The 17,135-nt window shown below is 41.4% G+C and carries 16 protein-coding genes; 7 read left to right on the top strand and 9 right to left on the bottom strand.

What is annotated here, in order from left to right:
- The first annotated feature begins 20 nt into the window (after nucleotides 1–20).
- The 3 genes from OFN91_RS06635 (at nucleotide 21) to OFN91_RS06625 (ending at nucleotide 3,095) form a co-directional block, all read left to right on the top strand.
- Nucleotides 21–1,688 (top strand): formate--tetrahydrofolate ligase, encoded by a 1,668-nt coding sequence (locus tag OFN91_RS06635; RefSeq protein ID WP_270873694.1) that lies wholly within the window; start codon nucleotides 21–23, stop codon nucleotides 1,686–1,688.
- Between the two features lie 286 nt (nucleotides 1,689–1,974).
- Complete coding sequence (locus OFN91_RS06630) at nucleotides 1,975–2,481, top strand: hypothetical protein (protein ID WP_270873693.1); 507 nt, start codon at nucleotides 1,975–1,977, stop codon at nucleotides 2,479–2,481.
- On the top strand, nucleotides 2,469–3,095 hold the full coding sequence (locus OFN91_RS06625; RefSeq protein WP_270873692.1) for a hypothetical protein: 627 nt from the start codon (nucleotides 2,469–2,471) through the stop codon (nucleotides 3,093–3,095). Before OFN91_RS06630 ends, OFN91_RS06625 begins: the two co-directional genes overlap by 13 nt.
- Before the next feature lie 286 nt (nucleotides 3,096–3,381).
- Here OFN91_RS06625 and OFN91_RS06620 read toward each other — a convergent pair whose 3' ends face one another.
- From OFN91_RS06620 to OFN91_RS06580, 9 genes are read right to left on the bottom strand one after another with little or no spacing between them, the layout of a single operon-like run.
- Nucleotides 3,382–3,741 carry a hypothetical protein gene (locus tag OFN91_RS06620; protein WP_270873691.1) on the bottom strand — a complete coding sequence of 120 codons (360 nt, stop codon included), beginning with the start codon at nucleotides 3,739–3,741 and terminating at the stop codon, nucleotides 3,382–3,384.
- Entirely contained in the window at nucleotides 3,738–5,699 is a 1,962-nt protein-coding gene (gene mnmC / locus OFN91_RS06615; RefSeq protein ID WP_270873690.1) for an FAD-dependent 5-carboxymethylaminomethyl-2-thiouridine(34) oxidoreductase MnmC, read from the bottom strand. Before mnmC ends, OFN91_RS06620 begins: the two co-directional genes overlap by 4 nt.
- Nucleotides 5,699–7,177 carry an N-acetylmuramoyl-L-alanine amidase gene (locus tag OFN91_RS06610; RefSeq protein ID WP_270873689.1) on the bottom strand — a complete coding sequence of 493 codons (1,479 nt, stop codon included), beginning with the start codon at nucleotides 7,175–7,177 and terminating at the stop codon, nucleotides 5,699–5,701. The genes mnmC and OFN91_RS06610 overlap by 1 nt, the downstream gene beginning before the upstream one ends.
- Nucleotides 7,161–8,249 carry a nitronate monooxygenase gene (locus OFN91_RS06605; RefSeq protein ID WP_270859272.1) on the bottom strand — a complete coding sequence of 363 codons (1,089 nt, stop codon included), beginning with the start codon at nucleotides 8,247–8,249 and terminating at the stop codon, nucleotides 7,161–7,163. Before OFN91_RS06605 ends, OFN91_RS06610 begins: the two co-directional genes overlap by 17 nt.
- Nucleotides 8,249–9,454: a tyrosine--tRNA ligase gene (gene tyrS / locus OFN91_RS06600; protein WP_270859273.1), complete on the bottom strand. Its 1,206-nt coding sequence runs from the start codon at nucleotides 9,452–9,454 to the stop codon at nucleotides 8,249–8,251. Before tyrS ends, OFN91_RS06605 begins: the two co-directional genes overlap by 1 nt.
- Before the next feature lie 15 nt (nucleotides 9,455–9,469).
- A complete protein-coding gene (locus OFN91_RS06595) occupies nucleotides 9,470–11,662 on the bottom strand; it encodes a RelA/SpoT family protein (protein WP_270873688.1) in 2,193 nt (730 codons plus the stop codon).
- The gene (locus OFN91_RS06590) at nucleotides 11,640–11,858 is read right to left on the bottom strand and encodes a DNA-directed RNA polymerase subunit omega (protein WP_270859275.1); all 219 of its coding nucleotides are present in this window, start codon (nucleotides 11,856–11,858) and stop codon (nucleotides 11,640–11,642) included. Before OFN91_RS06590 ends, OFN91_RS06595 begins: the two co-directional genes overlap by 23 nt.
- A gap of 13 nt (nucleotides 11,859–11,871) precedes the next feature.
- On the bottom strand, nucleotides 11,872–12,591 hold the full coding sequence (gene pyrH, locus OFN91_RS06585; protein WP_270859276.1) for a UMP kinase: 720 nt from the start codon (nucleotides 12,589–12,591) through the stop codon (nucleotides 11,872–11,874).
- 59 nt (nucleotides 12,592–12,650) lie between these two features.
- Entirely contained in the window at nucleotides 12,651–13,988 is a 1,338-nt protein-coding gene (locus tag OFN91_RS06580; RefSeq protein ID WP_270873687.1) for an apolipoprotein N-acyltransferase, read from the bottom strand.
- Between OFN91_RS06580 and yajC the strand changes: the two genes are divergently transcribed.
- The 4 genes from yajC to OFN91_RS06560 are packed head-to-tail and all read left to right on the top strand — an operon-like array spanning nucleotide 13,961 to nucleotide 17,130.
- The gene (yajC, locus tag OFN91_RS06575; protein ID WP_270862572.1) at nucleotides 13,961–14,230 is read left to right on the top strand and encodes a preprotein translocase subunit YajC; all 270 of its coding nucleotides are present in this window, start codon (nucleotides 13,961–13,963) and stop codon (nucleotides 14,228–14,230) included. The genes OFN91_RS06580 and yajC overlap by 28 nt on opposite strands.
- Nucleotides 14,223–15,824, top strand: coding sequence for a protein translocase subunit SecD (secD, locus tag OFN91_RS06570; RefSeq protein WP_270870527.1), 1,602 nt, complete (start codon nucleotides 14,223–14,225; stop codon nucleotides 15,822–15,824). The genes yajC and secD overlap by 8 nt, the downstream gene beginning before the upstream one ends.
- Nucleotides 15,811–16,779, top strand: a complete 969-nt coding sequence (gene secF, locus OFN91_RS06565) for a protein translocase subunit SecF (RefSeq protein ID WP_270873686.1) — start codon at nucleotides 15,811–15,813, stop codon at nucleotides 16,777–16,779. The genes secD and secF overlap by 14 nt, the downstream gene beginning before the upstream one ends.
- A gap of 9 nt (nucleotides 16,780–16,788) precedes the next feature.
- Nucleotides 16,789–17,130 carry a DUF6394 family protein gene (locus OFN91_RS06560; RefSeq protein ID WP_270859281.1) on the top strand — a complete coding sequence of 114 codons (342 nt, stop codon included), beginning with the start codon at nucleotides 16,789–16,791 and terminating at the stop codon, nucleotides 17,128–17,130.
- Nucleotides 17,131–17,135: the final 5 nt, after the last annotated feature.

The raw sequence follows: 17,135 nt of genomic DNA, 5'->3' as shown, positions 1-17,135 counted from the left end.
TTTAAATTTAAGGGGAAAAAATGTTAAGCGATATCGAAATTACGCACAATGCAAAACTTAAAAAAATCACAAAAATCGGCAAAAAACTAGGTCTGAAAAAAGATGAAATCGAGCCTTATGGATTTTATAAGGCGAAAATTACGGGACGCGAGTATAGCATACACGGCGAAAAAGGCGCGCAGGGCGCAAAGCTGATTTTAGTTACAGCCATTAGTCCAACTCCTTATGGCGAGGGCAAAACCACGACCTCGATTGGCTTAGCTGACGCGATAAAATCGCTGGGTAAAAGCGTGGCTTTGGCACTTCGTGAGCCCTCTCTGGGTCCAGTATTTGGCATAAAAGGTGGCGCAGCAGGTGGAGGATACTCGCAACTCGCACCCATGGAGGAGCTAAATTTGCATTTCACGGGCGATTTTCACGCCATTACTAGCGCAAACAATCTAATAAGCGCGATTATCGACAACTCGATTTATCAAGGAAATCCACTTAAAATCAAAACCGTGCTTTGGAAGCGTTGCATGGATATGAACGATCGCGCACTGCGCCAAATCACCGTGGGGCAGGGTGGTAAATTTGATGGCGTAGAGCGCAAAGACGGCTTTAATATCACCGCTGCTAGCGAGATTATGGCGATTTTGTGTTTGTCGAAAAATTTGGCAGATTTGAAAGAGAATATCGCAAATATCATGGTGGCTTACGATGAAGATGACAAGCCGATTTTCGTGCGAGATTTGGGTTGTGAGCAGGCTGTGAGTGTGCTTTTAAAAGAGGCGATTAAGCCAAATTTATTTCAAAGTATCGAACATACGCCTACTTTCGTGCATGGCGGGCCTTTTGCCAATATCGCTCATGGGTGCAATTCGATAATTGCTACAAAAACGGCGATGAGCCTAGCCGATTTTGTCGTAACTGAGGCTGGATTTGGCTCTGAGCTTGGCGCGCAAAAATTCCTCGATATCAAATGTCCGCGCGCAGGTATCGCCCCTGATGCGGTGGTTTTGGTGGCTACGATTCGCTCGCTCAAATACAATGGCGGCGCAGCCAAAGACGAAATCACTAAGCCAAATTTAGAAGCGCTTATGGTGGGAATCGAAAATTTAGGCGGGCATATTGAAATTTTGCAAAATTTCGGTCTAAATCCGATTGTCGCACTGAATAAATTTAGCTTCGATAGCGACGAAGAGATTGAGTTCGTGCGCAACTACTGCACTGCGCGCAGTGTCAAAATGGCGCTTTGCGAGAATTTCGCCAAAGGCTCAGTTGGGGCGACGGATTTGGCAAAACTCGTCCTTGCCGAGTGCAAAATCCTAAAAAATATCAACTACACTTACGATAAAACCGATGATATAAAAACAAAAATCGAAAAAATCGCCACTAAAATTTACTGCGCAAAAGAGGTTATTTTCGAAGAGGCCGCACTTGGGGCGTTGGAGCAAATTCGCGCGCTTGGGCTAGAAGATTATGATGTGTGTATCGCCAAGACGCAGTATAGTTTCAGCGATGATGAAAAGGCGCTGGGTCGCGCGTGCGGGTTTAGCCTAAGGGTGAAAGACTTGCAAATCCGAACTGGGGCTAAGTTTATCGTGGCTGTGGCTGGCAAAATCATGCTAATGCCGGGACTTTCCAAACACCCTAGCGCGCTGGATATGAAAATCAGTGACGATGGCGTAATTAGCGGGTTATCATAATCCGCTAGCGAGGGCTTTTTAAACACTGCCCCGAAATTTGCAAATTATGCAAATTTGTTCGCCATTGTCATTGCGAGATGACGAAGTCATCGAAGCAATCTACGAGTGAAAATTATCAAAGCGCGAATTTAGTTTCATTGCGAGCGCGCATACCGCGCGCGCCAATCTACGACTTTAAAATTCCTTGCGCTAGATTTGCTGTCATTTCGAGCGAGCGGTGGTGTGCGAAGCAGGGCAGGTCGGGACGAGACGCAGGGCAAAGTAAGAAGTGTGAGTGAGGGAAAAAATGGAAAATTTAGAGAATAAAAACGAACCAAAATTACTTTATAGGTTGGATAAAAGAAATCCATTGTATGTAGCTTTTGATTTGTTTATTTATTTGCTAATTTGTTGGTTACCGATAATTTTTGCTATTCCAAATTTTGTTTTAGGTATTTCAATTTTTAGCATAATTTTAAACATTGTTTGTGTATATATTTCTTTGATAATTTTGCAAATTTTATATTCTATAATATTTTTTGATTATTTTGAAATTTACGAAGATAAAATGATTTATATGGATATTTTGGGATTTAAAATTACATTGCAAGCAAAGCAAATCGATAGATTTTTTTCGTATGGATATTGTGGGGTTACAGAAGTAGTGGCTGTTTTTAAAAAAAGAATATTTAAAATTCTCCCAACAATAATACTTCATAGTTTAACTCCTAAACAAGAAAGTGAAATAAGAAATAATTTAGTGTATTTGAGTATAAAAAATTTTAATACAAAGGATAAAAAATGGAAATTTTAATCCTAATTTTATTTATAAGTATTGTTTCTGCAATTTTAATTAAACAAATCATACTTACAAATACAAATAAAACCATAAAATTTATCTGTATTTTGCTTGTGCTTATTCCATTATTTATGTATATTTTTCCACTTATTCCAATGTTGATTATATTGGTGATAATTGATAAAAAAATGAATAAATTTAATAAAAAATATTTAGTTGTTTCGGCTCTTATTTTATTAGGATTATCGGCTTATGACATAGCCAAATTTGCTACATTTGGTTATAAATGTCAAATTTCTAAAAGCTATTATATGGAAATTATAGATAAAAATTATACAAATTTGGATATTGAAAATTTGCGTTTTAGTCGCGTAGAAACAAATAACAATCAAAATAATTTCGTTAGCACATTTCATCATTGGAATGTTTATAACAAAAATAATGAAGAAAAAGTCATAGCAAAAATTTATGATGTTTATATGAAAAATTTTCTCTTATTTAGATTATTCGCTGAAAAGGGCTTGTTTGAAGGTGGTGATTGGACTTGTGGATATAAAGATTATGAAATTATCGATATTTTAAAACAAAATTTGATAAACAAAAATTTTAATGAAAAGGATAAAAGATGAGTAACAAATTCTCAACTTACAAAATTTGTGAATTTGTTAATGTGTCATTGTGAGTAAGGTGTATTTGCAATGACAGCAAATTTAGCGGTAGAAATTTTTTACTCGTAGATTGCCATGCGCGCGGTGCGCGCTCGCAATGACAAATCATGCGCCAAAAACGCCTTTTTAACAATGCGAAATTTCGGGGCAGGGTTTGGGGGTTGCGCCAGCGAAATGGGGAAATTTTAAAATTTCAAATTCGCTAAATTTAAAATTTATCAAAATTTATTATTGAATTAAAATTTAACTATTCTTCGGTTTTGTAAATTTTATTCGAAAATCTGCGGTGTTTGATCTGCAAATAGACCACAAAAACGATAAACAAAACCGCCGTTGCGATGATATAGTAGCGGTTTTTAAAGATTATCGCGCCGTTTATGAGCCCAGAAAACAGCGCCAAAATCACAGCCGTGAGAAACGGAAAGCGCACGGCGTCCTTTTCTTTGATTGCGATTATCACAAGCGCAAGGGCGAAAAGCGCGGTATTTAGCAAAATAGCTAAAATTTTAATCTCGGCAAACAAATTTGGATTTGTCCTCGAAATGCCGTAAAGTGTGAGCGCGCTGAGGGCAAAAAGGATTAGAATTATTAGGATTAGTTTTTTCATTTGATTAGTCCTTTTTTGAGTTTGCGAATCAAAAAGCGCGATGGCATTAGCTCGTTTGCGATCGAGCGTGGCACGCAAAGCGGGCGCGAAAGTGCATAATCACATATAAGCTCTGCGCCCAAAACTGCGGTGCTTAGCCCGTGCGCGCCATGCGCTGTGTTAAGATATAAATTTGGGATAAATTTGGCGCGTCTGGCGGATTTTTTGTTTTTGCTCCATGGCAGATCCTTGAAATCTCGCGCCAGAGTTTCTGGCTCGCACACTGGGCCAATTAGCGGAAATCTATCGCCACTATATCCCCTATATCCGACCTTAGAGCCGATGATTTTGGCCTTTTTGCTCAAAAACTCGCCAACGCTTTCTAGATTTTTGACATCGTCGATTGCCCTTGCTTCGTCGTGGTAGCACTTCCTATCGTAAGTTGCGCCGATGAGTTGCCTTTTGCCCACGGCTGGGCAGATGTAGCCAGAGGCACTGAGTGGAAATTTGGTTTTGATTAGCGGGCGAATTAGCGTGGTTTGTCCGCGCACGGAGCTGATTTGCACGCTAGGATCTAGGTTAAATTTGGCGTTTTGTGATACTGCGCCGCGACCGAAAAACTCCTCGCTCTCGCTTCCTGCGCAAAGGACTAAAATATCGCAAAATAGGCTTGCGCGGTCTTTTAAAATCACTTCGAATTTTTCATTTTGCTTTTTGAAATTTAGCATTTCGTGGTTAAATTTGACGCCGAGTTTTTTGGCGAAATGTTTGCAGAGCTTGTGCGGGTGAGCTAGGACGGCGTTTTTTATCATTATGCTTGGATATGGTTTTGAGTGCGCTTTAAATTCGTAAATTTCGGGGTTTCCTGCGCTTTGGTATCTCGATAAAAGCTCGCTATCATAGGCAAAATCCTGCGCCCCAAGCAGGCTAGCTAGCTTTTTGGGAGCGTGTTTGGCATAAAAGCTAAGAGCCAAATCAAATGCGTGTATGTGCATTTCTCCAAGCTTCACGCCCTCTTTGGTGATCAGTGGGGCGCATACGCCTGTGAAATTCCCGCTACCATTTAGCCCAGCTTCGCTTCTTTTATCTATCACGCTGACGCTAAAACCGGCCTTTTTAAGCTTAAAAGCCGTGCAAAGCCCAGCAATTCCTGCTCCCACTACGATTGCTGTGGGGGTTTGCGCCTGCGGTGCGCGCTCTTCATCGTATGAATTAGGGTCGTATAGGCAGTGCGTGGCGGATAAATCGGCGAAATTTGAAAACTGTATTGGCAAAATTTCTGGGTAATTTCTAGCAAAATAAAAATTCTCTACTTCATCATCTTCGCGCAAAAATTTCGCCCTAATCATGTGGCGTTTGGTGTCGAATCCGTCTGTTTTCTCGACGAAAAACCCTGCCTCGCGCAGTGATTTTGCCACCCAGCCAGCGCTTGTGTATGTCGCTAAAATCGCGCCCTTTTTGCAAAGTGGCGTAAGGGCGGCAAAAATCTCTTTGCTCCAAATGGTTTCGTTTTTTGCGGGTGAAAATCCGTCTAAAAACCACGCATCGGCCTTGAAATCAAGCTCACCAATTAGCTCGCTAGCCTCGCCAATGCAAAGATCAAGCGTGATTTTTTTGGAAAAATTTATGCGGTGGATTCCCTTGGTAAGGGGCGGGAGTTTTTTGATTAAAATTTTAGAAACTGATGAGAGTTCGCTAAATTTAGCCCAAATTTCGGTTAATTCGTCTTTGTTTAGTGGATTTTTTTCGATTGAGACAAAGTGTAGGCGTTTGTTAAATTTAAGTGCTTTTTTTGCGCAGAGCAAAAAGTTGCGCCCTACGCCAAATCCTAGCTCGCCCACGATGATAGGCGCACTACTCGCAAACGCCGTATCTAGCGCGCTTATAAAGACATATTCACTCTCGCCAAGAGGATTTTTGAAATTAAAATAAAAATCCTCGTAAATTTCACTAAATGGTGCGTCGTTGATAAATTTCATCACTTATTCTTTTGAAAATACGCATCTACGCCGTTTGCGATACCTTGGGCTATGCGATCTTGGTATGCAGAGGTGCCTAGGTTTTTGCCCTCGCTTGGGTGTGAGATATAGCCCATTTCTACGAGCACAGCTGGCATTGTAGCCCCCACTAGCACCCAAAACGGCCCCTCTCTGACACCGCCGTCTTTGCTTTTGTAGCTTTTTTGGACGGAATTTAACATATAGCTTTGGATATCGATTGCAAGCTTGTTTGAGGCGATTATTTTTTCTCTATTTAAGAAATTTAAAAATGTCTCTTGCGAAAACGCGTTCATATCCTCCATGTCGCCTTGGTTTTCAAATGCTGCGACATTTTTGCTACGCTCTGATTTGGCTGGGCTTAAAAAAAATGTCTCCACGCCACTGAAATTTGGCGCTTGTTTGGCGTTTGGCGCGGCGTTTGCATGCACCGAAATAAACATATCGGCATTTTTTTTGTTGGCGAAAGCTGTGCGGGATTTGAGGTTGATAAATACATCGTTGCTTCTGGTATAAAGCACCTTGTAACCGCGTTTTTGAAGCAGTGCGCCAAGCTTTTTGGAGGTTGCAAGAACGATAGTTTTTTCCTTTAAACCATTTCCGATAGCGCCACTATCTTTGCCGCCATGGCCTGGGTCTATGACGATTAGTTTGCCTTTTGTAGATTTGTAAATTTTATTCGTCCCGCTTGCCTCGCTTTTGGCTGAATTTACCTGAGTGGCTTTTGCGCTAGTTTGCGCTGGCATAGCGATTTTAGTCCCTGCTTTGGCGATGATTAACTCATCGCCAAAAATTTCAATCTTTGGGTTAAATTTTTGGTTGTGATTTAGCACGACACGGGCGATTTTGTCGTTATACTGCGAAGTGCGAACTTCATCTACGAAACTACCCGTTAATCTCGTGGTGTGCGAGCTGTTTTTGGCGTTAAAATCTAGGACATAGCGATAAATTTTACCCTGCGTGATGATGAAATTTTTATACTCGCTGTGGTCTAAATCTCTATTAAATTTTACCCTGACGCTATTTTCATCGTTACTGATTGATTGCAAAATCAAAGGCTTTGATTTATCGATTTTCGTGCTATTTGGCGTGATTTTGCCTGAGTTTAAAAACTCCAAATCAGCCTTGCTTAAAGTTTTTTTAGCGTCCGTGATAGATGGCTTGTAATCGGCCTTGGCACCTAGTTTTTCTAGCTCGGATTTATACACAGAGTAGTTTGAATACCCAAGCACCTCGCTACTATAAGTTAGCCGTTTTAGGACGCTAATTTTGGTTTTTTTATCTTTATTTGAAGTGGCGGAATAAATTTTTTTAAGCTCGCTGTGAAGCTCTTTTTTCGCGGTTTTGCTAGCACTGACATAGTTTTTGTCAAAATTCGCAAAAACGCTACTAGCGTTCGCGCCAAATGCGAAACTTACGCTAAAAACAATAGCGCATAAAATTTTAACTATCTTCGCCATTTACGAGTTTTTCCATTAATTCTTTTACAGAAATGATTTCATTTAGCTTCCAACCGTTCGCGCCTGTGAAAAACAGCCCGCTCTCTTGTCTGCCAAGATAAGCATCGCTTAGGCGATCTGCTATGCAGTATCCGACGAGTTTGGCGCCTTTGCCACGCTCACAAGGTGCCACGCAGTTGCTAACGCATGAAATTTTCGGTGCGCTTCCAGCGGCAATCATATCTTGCAAATTCGTATGAATTCCGCGTGCAGGGTAGCCTACTGGGGATTTTAGAAGTTTGATATCTTCTTTTGTGGCTTTTAGTAAGACCTCTTTAAATTTCTCGTGGGCGTCGCACTCAAATGTGCCGATAAATCTAGTGCCCATTTGAACGCCGTTTGCGCCTAGGCTTTTGGCTTTATCTATATCGTTTTTGTCCCAAATTCCACCTGCTGCAAATAGTGGGAATTCGCCCCAGCTATCGATTTCGGCTCTTACTTGCGGGATTAATTTTTCTAGCTGATACTCTGGGTCGGTGCATTGCTCGTAGGTAAAGCCCTGATGACCGCCACTTAGTGGGCCTTCTAGCACGACGCCATCAGGCAGGCGGTTGTATCTGCCACTCCAACGCTTGGCTATGATTTTTAGAGCCTTGGCAGATGAAACGATAGGCATAAGCGCGACATCTGGGAAATCAGCGGTAAATTCAGGCAAATTCGTAGGAAGTCCAGCACCGCTAATGATGATATTTATCCCAGCTTCGCAAGAATCCTTTACAATGCGCTCATAATCATTAGCCGCGCACATGATATTCATCGCTAGTGGTGCGTCGCCACAGATTTCGCGAGCGTTTTTTACGATTTGAGTAAGGGCTTTTTTGTTATAAAAATTTAGCGAAGAAAATGGTCTATCGTGGATACACTTTTCCGAAAATTTAAGGTCGTCATAATATCCAGTCCCTACCGAGCTAATCACGCCCAAACCGCCATTTAAGCTGACATTTCCAGCTAGCTTATCCCAGCTAATCCCTAGCCCCATTCCGCCTTGGATAATAGGGTGTTTTATCTCGTATTTGCCGATTTTAACGCTCATTATCTTACCTTTAATTTAGCAAATTTTTTCTTTCCTACTTGTAAGGTGTATTCGCCAGCACTTAGTTGGAGTTGCTCGTCTGAAATTTTGGTCTGATCGACGCTGACGGCGTTTGATTTGATTAGGCGTCTTGCATCCGAGCTAGAAGTGGCTAGCTTGCAAATAAGCAGAGCTTTGACAATCCACGCTGGGGCTGAAACGCTAAATTCAGGGATTTCTGCTGGAAGCTCGTTTCCGCCATGAACTCTATCGAATTCTTCTTTTGCCTCTAATGCGACATCTTCATCATAAAATCTCGTAACGATTTCTGTGGCAAGCTCCTCTTTTACGGCTTTTGGATGCACAGCTTCGTCTGCTACGAATTGTTTGATTAGTGCGATATCTTCGTTGCTTTTTTGTGATAGTAGATTATACCAATCCCACATCAAATCATCGCTGATACTCATTACCTTGCCATACATATCGTTTGGAGCGTCTGTTACGCCGATATAGTTTCCTAGGCTCTTGCTCATTTTATTTACCCCGTCAGTGCCTACAAGAAGTGGCATCATAACGACGGCTTGTTCTTTGCCTACATTATAAACTCTTTGGAGTTGGCGTCCCATAAGAAGGTTAAATTTTTGATCAGTGCCGCCAAATTCGATATCGCATTTCATACATACGCTATCATAGCCCTGCAAAAGCGGGTATAAAAATTCGCTAATGCTAATTGGCATTTCGGCCTTGTAGCGTTTCTCGAAATCATCTCTTTCTAGCATTCTGGCTACATTAAATGTGCTTGATAGCTCGATTACACCGCTAGCGCCTAAGCGATTTGTCCATTCAGAGTTGAACATTACCTTTGTTTTTTCTGGGTCTAAAATTTTAAAAACTTGCTCTTCGTAGGTTTTGGCATTTTGCATTACGACATGGTGAGGAAGCTTTTTTCTAGTTTCGCTTTTGCCTGTTGGATCGCCGATTTGAGCTGTGAAATCGCCGATCAAAAACTGCACGATTGCGCCGTGTTGTTGCAAAAATGCGAGTTTGTTTAGCACGACAGTGTGTCCTAGGTGCAAATCAGGTGCTGTTGGATCCATGCCGATTTTTACCAAAAATGTTTCGCCACTCTCGTAAAATTTAGTAATCAAAGCCTCGATTTGCTCTTCGCCTATTATCTCGCTTACTCCGCGTTTGAAATTTGCCATTATATCTTTAATGTCAGCCATTTATTCTCCCTTTTATTAGTTTTTATACACATCATCTAATGATATAAAATCAGCGATTTTATATCTATTTTTTAATCTGTCTTTGATATAAGTGTGGTCTAAATTTTCGTTTAATTCTATAATGATTTCGAAAAAATCAGACACAGCTTCGTTGTTTTCGTTTAAATTTATCGAAACTAAATCGACGCTTAGTTTAGCCAAATATGTTAAAAACTCAGCCAGTGAGCCCCGTTTGTTTTCGATATTTAGTATGATTTTATACCTGTGTGGCGCGTTTCGCGTCCATTTGACGAAAATCATCTCATCGCTTTTCATCAAATTTGCCGCTCTTTCGCAAAGCTTATGATGAACCGTGACATTGTGTCCGTTGCGAAATCCGATGATATCGTCCCCGCGCTTAGGATTACAGCAGTAATCAAACTCTACTTCGTTGATTTTGTAGTTTGAATACACTACGATATTGTCGAATTTTTGCTTTTCGATGCTGTATTTATCGCGGAATTTCATATTAAAAAGCTTCTCTTTGAGTGGGTATTTTTTCAGCGCATTTACGACATCTTTCAAAAATACCGAATCATAGCTTGCTTTGCCGACTTTTTTGATTAAATTTTCTTTTTCTACCCAGTTTATCACGCTCTCTTCGGTTGTGGCGAAAATCGCACTTAAAATTTTAATCGCTACTTCTTGATTTACATCGCGAATTTTTTGCTTACAAAACGCCTTAATTGTAGCTCTTGCTTTTCCTGTTTTTACCGAATTTAGCCAGCTACAACGATAGTGCGGGTTGTTTCCTGTGATGATATGGACGATATCGCCGTTTTGAAGCTCGGTTAGAAGCGGGACTTTTATGCGATTGACAAAGGCTTCGACGGCTTTGAGACCGACTTGTGAGTGTATTTCATAAGCGTAATCAAGCGCAGTCGCACCTCGTGGGAGCGTGAAAATTCCGCCCTTTGGCGAATAAACTGCGATATCCTCGATATAAAGGCTATCTTTGGCATATTCATATAAATCATCGGCGTTTGAATCGTCAGCTTCTTGCAAGCCAATATCGCTAATCCAATCAAGCTTAGGATTTAGCGAGCCAGAGTATTTGTATTTCCAGTGCGCAGCCACGCCAAGCTCGGCTGTGTTGTGCATCTCTGTGGTGCGGATTTGGACCTCGACTATCATGCTGTCGTTAAAAACGGTAGTGTGAATCGTCTGGTAGCCGTTTTGTTTAGGTAGGGCGATATAGTCTTTAAATCGCGAAATCAAAGGGTTAAATTTGGTATGGATTACGCCAAGTGCTAGGTAGCAATCCATCGGCTTTTGCACGATTATGCGGATAGCTAGCAAATCCAAAACCTCTTCAATCGAAATGCCCTTTCTTTGCATTTTTAGGTAGATTGAATAGTAATGCTTCATACGCTTTTGAATTTCAAAGCTGTTTTCGCTAAATCCGTTTGTAAGCAGATACTCGCTAATCGTTTCGCTAAATTTGCTTAAATTTATTTGGAGTTGTTGTTTATGCTCTTCGACATAGTTTGCGATTGTGGCGTATTCTTTTGGCATTACATATTTAAAGCTCAAATCTTCTAAGATATTTTTGATAGATGAAATTCCAAGCCTGTGCGCGATCGGTGCATAAACTAGAAGCGTCTCTTCGCCTATGCGTTTTTGCTTATCTGGGCGCAATGCTTCTAGGGTTAGCATGTTATGGAGCCTATCGCAGAGTTTGACGACCAAAACGCGCTGATCTTCGATAGAGATCATCAGCATTTTGCGAAATGTCAGAGCTGTGGTGCGAAGCTTGGCGTTTTTATCGCCAGAAGGGGCTAGTTTATCCTCGCGGATATTTACGATTTTTGTCATACCCTCTACGATTTTTGCGACATCTTCGCCAAATCTATCCCCGACTTGCTCGGTGCTAAAATCCGTATCCTCGACCACATCGTGCAAAAGTGCAGAAATGACCATAGCGTCATCACCGCCCATAAATGCGACGAAACACGCTACCAAAATCGGGTGGATTGCGTATGGCTCGCCACTTTTGCGAAACTGCCCTTCATGCTGCGTAACGCATAAATTTATCGCATCTACAAGCACTGGGGTAGGCTCTTTTAGGCTATAAAGTAGCCGTTTGGCGTCCTCGATCTCCTTTGTTTCGACAATATCTTCGATAAGGCTTTCTAAATAGCCGTCACTAATCCTTGTCAATGATTCCATCTAGGGTAATCTTACCTTCTGCTAATTCTAAAATCGCAATATCTGCAAATTTCATATTGCGTGTGTCGATGTTTTCGACAAGTGGAGTTGCACCAGCGGCAAGCTCTTCTGTGCGTTTAGTAGTCATTAGTGATAGCTTGTAGCGATCGCCTCCTGTGACTTTCAACGCTTTTGCTATGATTTGTTCTGTTCTCATTAATTCTCCTTTTTTAGTTTTTTACGATTGAACATTGGCTTAAATCGCCGTTATTGATGATTTTGTGTAAATTTCCGCTCTCAAACATATTGCACACGATGATTGGAAGCTTGTTGTCCTTGGCTAGGGCGATTGCAGTATCGTCCATGACCTTGATATTATCGTGCAAGGCTTGATCGTAGGTAATGGTATTTAAAAGCACTGCGTCATCGAATTTATGCGGATCTTTGTCATAAATTCCATTTACCTTTGTAGCTTTGATAATCGCGTCTGCGCTGATTTCGACCGCTCTTAAAGTGCCAGCTGTATCAGTGGTAAAAAATGGATTTCCAGTGCCTGCTGCAAAGATTACGACCCGTTTTTTCTCCAAATGTCTTTTGGCTCTGCCGATGATGAAGGTTTCGCAGATTGCTTCCATTTTTATCGCACTTTGCACGCGCACATCTATACCGTTGTATTCGAGCGCCTCGCGCATAGCGATTGCGTTGATTACGGTTGCTAGCATGCCCATGTGATCGCCACTTGTGCGTTTGATGATACCGCCAGCTGCCGCGCTTACGCCTCGGATAATGTTTCCGCCACCGATTACGATACCTACCTCGATACCGTTATCGACGAGCTGTTTAATCTCTCTGGCTATAAATTTTAAAATTTCACTATCTATTCCAAAACCATCTTTTCCAGCCAGTGCCTCGCCTGAAAATTTAACGAGCACACGATTAAATTTTGCCATTTTAATGCTCCTTGAAAAAATTTGATTATGTTATCTAAAACTCGTTTAAAAATAGCTTTTTACGCCGTTTTAAATAATGCCAAAAATTTATTCACCCATAGTTTTTTGGGTGTGATTATCTCGCTAGGGCTTGCGTTTATGGCGTGATACACACTGGCTCCGCTTAGCGTGGCGTAATAGCGGATTATCAGGCGTTGCAGGTGCGGTTCGTAGCTAGGGATAAACCAGCCGTTGTTTGAAATCGCCACGACAAATTTTGGGTCATCACTGTAAAACTCGCCCCTTGTCGCCTCGTAGCAAATCGCGCTTTTTACGGGGATTTCTTTGATTGTATAAAAACTAAAATTTGGCGCAATCGAAAAATCGCTAGCCCCGCCTAAAAATGTGTTATTTATAAAATCTCTAATCGGCGCGGGCAGTGGCACTTGCTCGCCAAAAGGCACCAAAATGTGCTTGTCAAATCTGCGCAAATTTCCGTTTTCAAAAACATACGCGCTGTTGTAAAATTTAGACTCTTCATACGCCTCGGCACCGGCTACAATCGAAATTTTATGCGATTTTTCTAGCAAAATTTCCTTTAAGGCTTCCTCGCGGTTTAGATACAGAGCAAATGCGCTCTCTGGCAATACTATCGCCTCGTAGCCACTTTCTATCGCCTCGTCGATTTTGGCTAAATTTTCTCTAATTGCGTCTAAAATTTTATCCTCGCCCCAGATGTCAAATTGTGAAATTTGTGAATTTTCAAGTTTTATTTTAAATGGCAAAAATTCAGCTTCTTTTTCTTTAAATTCTAGCGCGCAAATCAAGCAAGCGCAAAAAAGCAAAATTTTGGCTTTGTGCCTAAGTTTTATCAAAATGCAAATTCCAGCCAAAATCGCGCAAAATGCGAAAATTTCGGCTCTAAAAATACCGTGTGAAAACAAAAGCTCGAAATTTAGCCAATCAAAGCCAAATGGGTGGATAAATTTCAGCCCCACCAAACAAAGCGCGCGCGCTATCGGCTCATCAAAAATGGCAAAAATACGAAAAATCGCCCCCGCAATCAGACAAATTCCTAAAATTTCAACTGGGATTAAAAACGAAAGTCCAAAATAAATCAGGCTAAAACTAATCCAATAAAACCAAATCGCGCCGATAAAAAACCCAAACCAAAACCAAATTTGCTTTTTGCTTTTTAAAAGGACAAATAGCGCAAAAATCGCGATTAGTGGCGAGAAAAATTCAGCCAAAAGTGGTAAAATTCCACCTAAATTTTGGCTTAAAATTTCGATAAATATAAAATTTGAAACTCCAAGCGCAAGAAAAAAGCCGTTATTTATTTTATTTAATGTAAAATACTCTCTTTTTAAATTTTTTACAAAGGAAAACGATGGAACAAGGAAGTCTTTTTGGAACATTATTACCTCTAATTGTCTTTGTTGGGATTTTTTACTTTTTGCTAATCAGACCGCAACAAAAACAAGCAAAAGAGCATAAAGCTATGGTTGATGCGCTCGCTAAGGGCGATAAAATCGTCACAAGTGGCGGACTAAAATGCACAGTCGTAAAAACAAGTGAGGATTTTATCACAGTTAAGCTTAATGATGATGTTATCGTCGAACTAGACAAACTTTATATCGCAAGAAGGTTAGATGCGTAGTAAGATTACATATCGTTTGATTGCCTTTTTAGTAGCGGCAATTTTTAGTTTGATTTTTGCTATGCCTTCGATTTTGCAGAGCGAAAAGGGCGATAAAATCAACCTCGGACTTGATTTGCAAGGCGGTCTTCACATGCTGCTCGAAGTCCAAAGCGACGAGGCGATAACTTCGAAAATCAAATCAATCGCAGCTAGCGTAAATTACGCTGCCAAGCGCGATGATTTGCTAATGGACGGTTTGAAGCTTGATAGCGATTTTTTCGAATTTGAAATTTTAGACCCCGATGAAGCGCCTAAATTTGACGCTTTGCTTCACTCTGCTGCTAGTGGGCTTGAAATCGCCAAAACTGGCGAGAAATACCGCGTAAGCCTAACGCCAGAAGAGATCGCTAGCACCAAAGAATACGCGATCGCTCAGGCTGTGGATACCATACGCAACCGCTTGGATCAATTCGGCCTTGCTGAGCCAACGGTCGCCAAACAGGGCGAGAGCTATATCCTAGTTGAGCTTCCTGGAATTAAGAGCTCAGAAGAAGAGCAACGAGCCAAAGATTTAATCGCCAAAGCAGCGCATTTACAGCTCATGGCACTTGATGAGATTCGCCAAGACAGAGCCTTAACGATGAGCGAAGAAGAGGCCAAAAGCTACGGCGATGTAATATATCCTGACGCGAAAAATCCAGAGTATAAATACCTAATCAACGAAATTCCGGTTTTAGACGGCGCTATGCTAGTCGATGCTAGGGTGGCTTTCGATCAAAACACAAATCAGCCAATCATAAATTTCACGCTTAATTCACAAGGCGCGCAAATTTTTGGCGATTTTACAGGCGAAAATGTCGGCAGACGCCTTGCAATCGTGCTTGATGGCAAGGTTTATTCAGCTCCGCGCATTAACGAGCGAATTGGTGGCGGAAGCGGACAAATCAGTGGCGGATTTAGCGTGCAAGAAGCCCACGATGTGGCGATTGCGCTGCGCTCTGGTGCGCTTTTGGCTCCTGTTAGCGTGAGCGAATCGCGCAGTATCGGACCAAGCCTAGGTCAAGATAGCATAGATCAAAGCGTGAAAGCCCTAACTTTCGCGGCGATTGTAATTTTGATTTTTATGGTTTTATACTATGGCATGGCTGGCGTGTTTGCAGATATCGCGCTAGTTGTAAATATTTTATTTTTGATAGCATTTATGGCGCTGTTTGGGGCGACACTGACCCTGCCTGGTATGGCTGGTATCGTGCTAACCGTGGGTATGGCGGTCGATGCTAATGTCATCATAAATGAGCGCATAAGGGAGGTGCTAAAAGCTGGTGGCTCTATTAGCCAAAGTATCACCAAAGGCTACGAAAACGCTATGAGTGCGATTGTAGATGCAAATATCACTACGCTGATAACTTCGGCTGCCTTGTATGCGTATGGTACAGGCCCTGTTAAGGGCTTTGCGGTAACTATGAGTATAGGCATCATCGCGTCGATGATTACTGCGATTTTGGGCACTCATGGTATGTTTGAGGTGGTAATGGGCAAAATGGAAAAGAGCAAAAATACGAAATTTTGGCTAGGTTATAAAGTCAGAAAGGCGCAAAATGCAGGTATTTGATAGTGATAAAATTTATGATTTTATGAAATTTAGACATATCGCATTTGTGATATCTGCGATTTTGATAATTGGCTCGATTGGGCTATTTTTGATTAAGGGCTTTACTTATGGTATCGATTTTAGCGGTGGAACGCTAATCCAGGTCAAATACGACCAAAAAGCCCCGCTTGATGAAATTCGCACTCGTTTTGAAGCAGCAAATTTAGGAAATATAAATGTAACTGAGTTTGGAAGCGATGAAGAAGTTACCATTAGATACTCTGGCAGTAGCGATTCTTTGGGCGATAATCCAGCTTTGGCGACAAAGGAAATTTTAAAAGGAAGTGGAAATTTCGAGGTTCGCAAGGTCGATGTCGTAGGTCCAAAGGTCGGTAGCGAACTACGCACAAAGGGAATTATGGCGCTTTGCGTTTCGTTTGCGCTGATTTTGGTTTATATCACAATTCGCTTTGAGTGGAGATTTGCGATTGCGGCGGTGATTTCGGATTTGCACGATGTCATCATCGCATGTGGCGCACTGATACTATTTAAAATCGATTTTAACCTTGAAATTTTAGCCGCACTTCTTACGATTATGGGTTATTCGCTAAACGATACTATCGTCGTTTTCGATAGGATTAGAGAGGGTGTGCGCACTAGCAAATCCATTAAGCTAACTGAGGTTATAAACGAATCAATCTCAGCTACGCTTTCAAGGACATTTTTGACTTCATTTACGACCTTGCTTGTAATTGTGATTTTGTTCGTTTGGGGTGGGGCTATGATACATGGATTTAGCCTTGTTATGCTTGTTGGCGTTATCGCTGGAACATTTAGCTCGGTTTTCATCGCTGCACCGCTTTTGATTTTATTTGGTTTCGATGTGGAAAAATACCGCGCGTTTTTGGCTGATAAACAACGACGCGCCAAAGAAAAAGAAAAAATGCGCGCAATGTATGAAAAAGGCACTGTATAAGGATAGAAAATGAACTGGGGAAGAGTAACATACATATTTTTTGCTTTGATGAGTGCGACTACAATCGCTGGATTTATCTATGAAAGACACGAGCTTTTGCTCTTTATCGCTGCTAGTATTAATGCAGTCTCAACGCTACTTAAAGTCGGTGTGCGCAACATGCTCTCAGCCGAGCTTTTCGCAAGCTCGCTTGTGGCTGATTTGCACCTAATTCCAGCGTTTGTGCTTATGATAGTTCATCCAGGCGATCTCTCTGTCATAACCGCGCTTTGTATCGGCGCGCTGATTGCTGTGATTTTCTCATTAGTGCTAATCACCGTAGAATCAGCCAAATCAAAAGATGAATTTTAGGAGTA

Origin of the sequence: Campylobacter sp. JMF_08 NE1 (assembly GCF_027737875.1) — a bacterium.
Lineage (GTDB): Bacteria > Campylobacterota > Campylobacteria > Campylobacterales > Campylobacteraceae > Campylobacter_B.
Note: the sequence above shows the minus strand (reverse complement) of the source record. Positions and strands in the feature narration are given on the sequence as shown.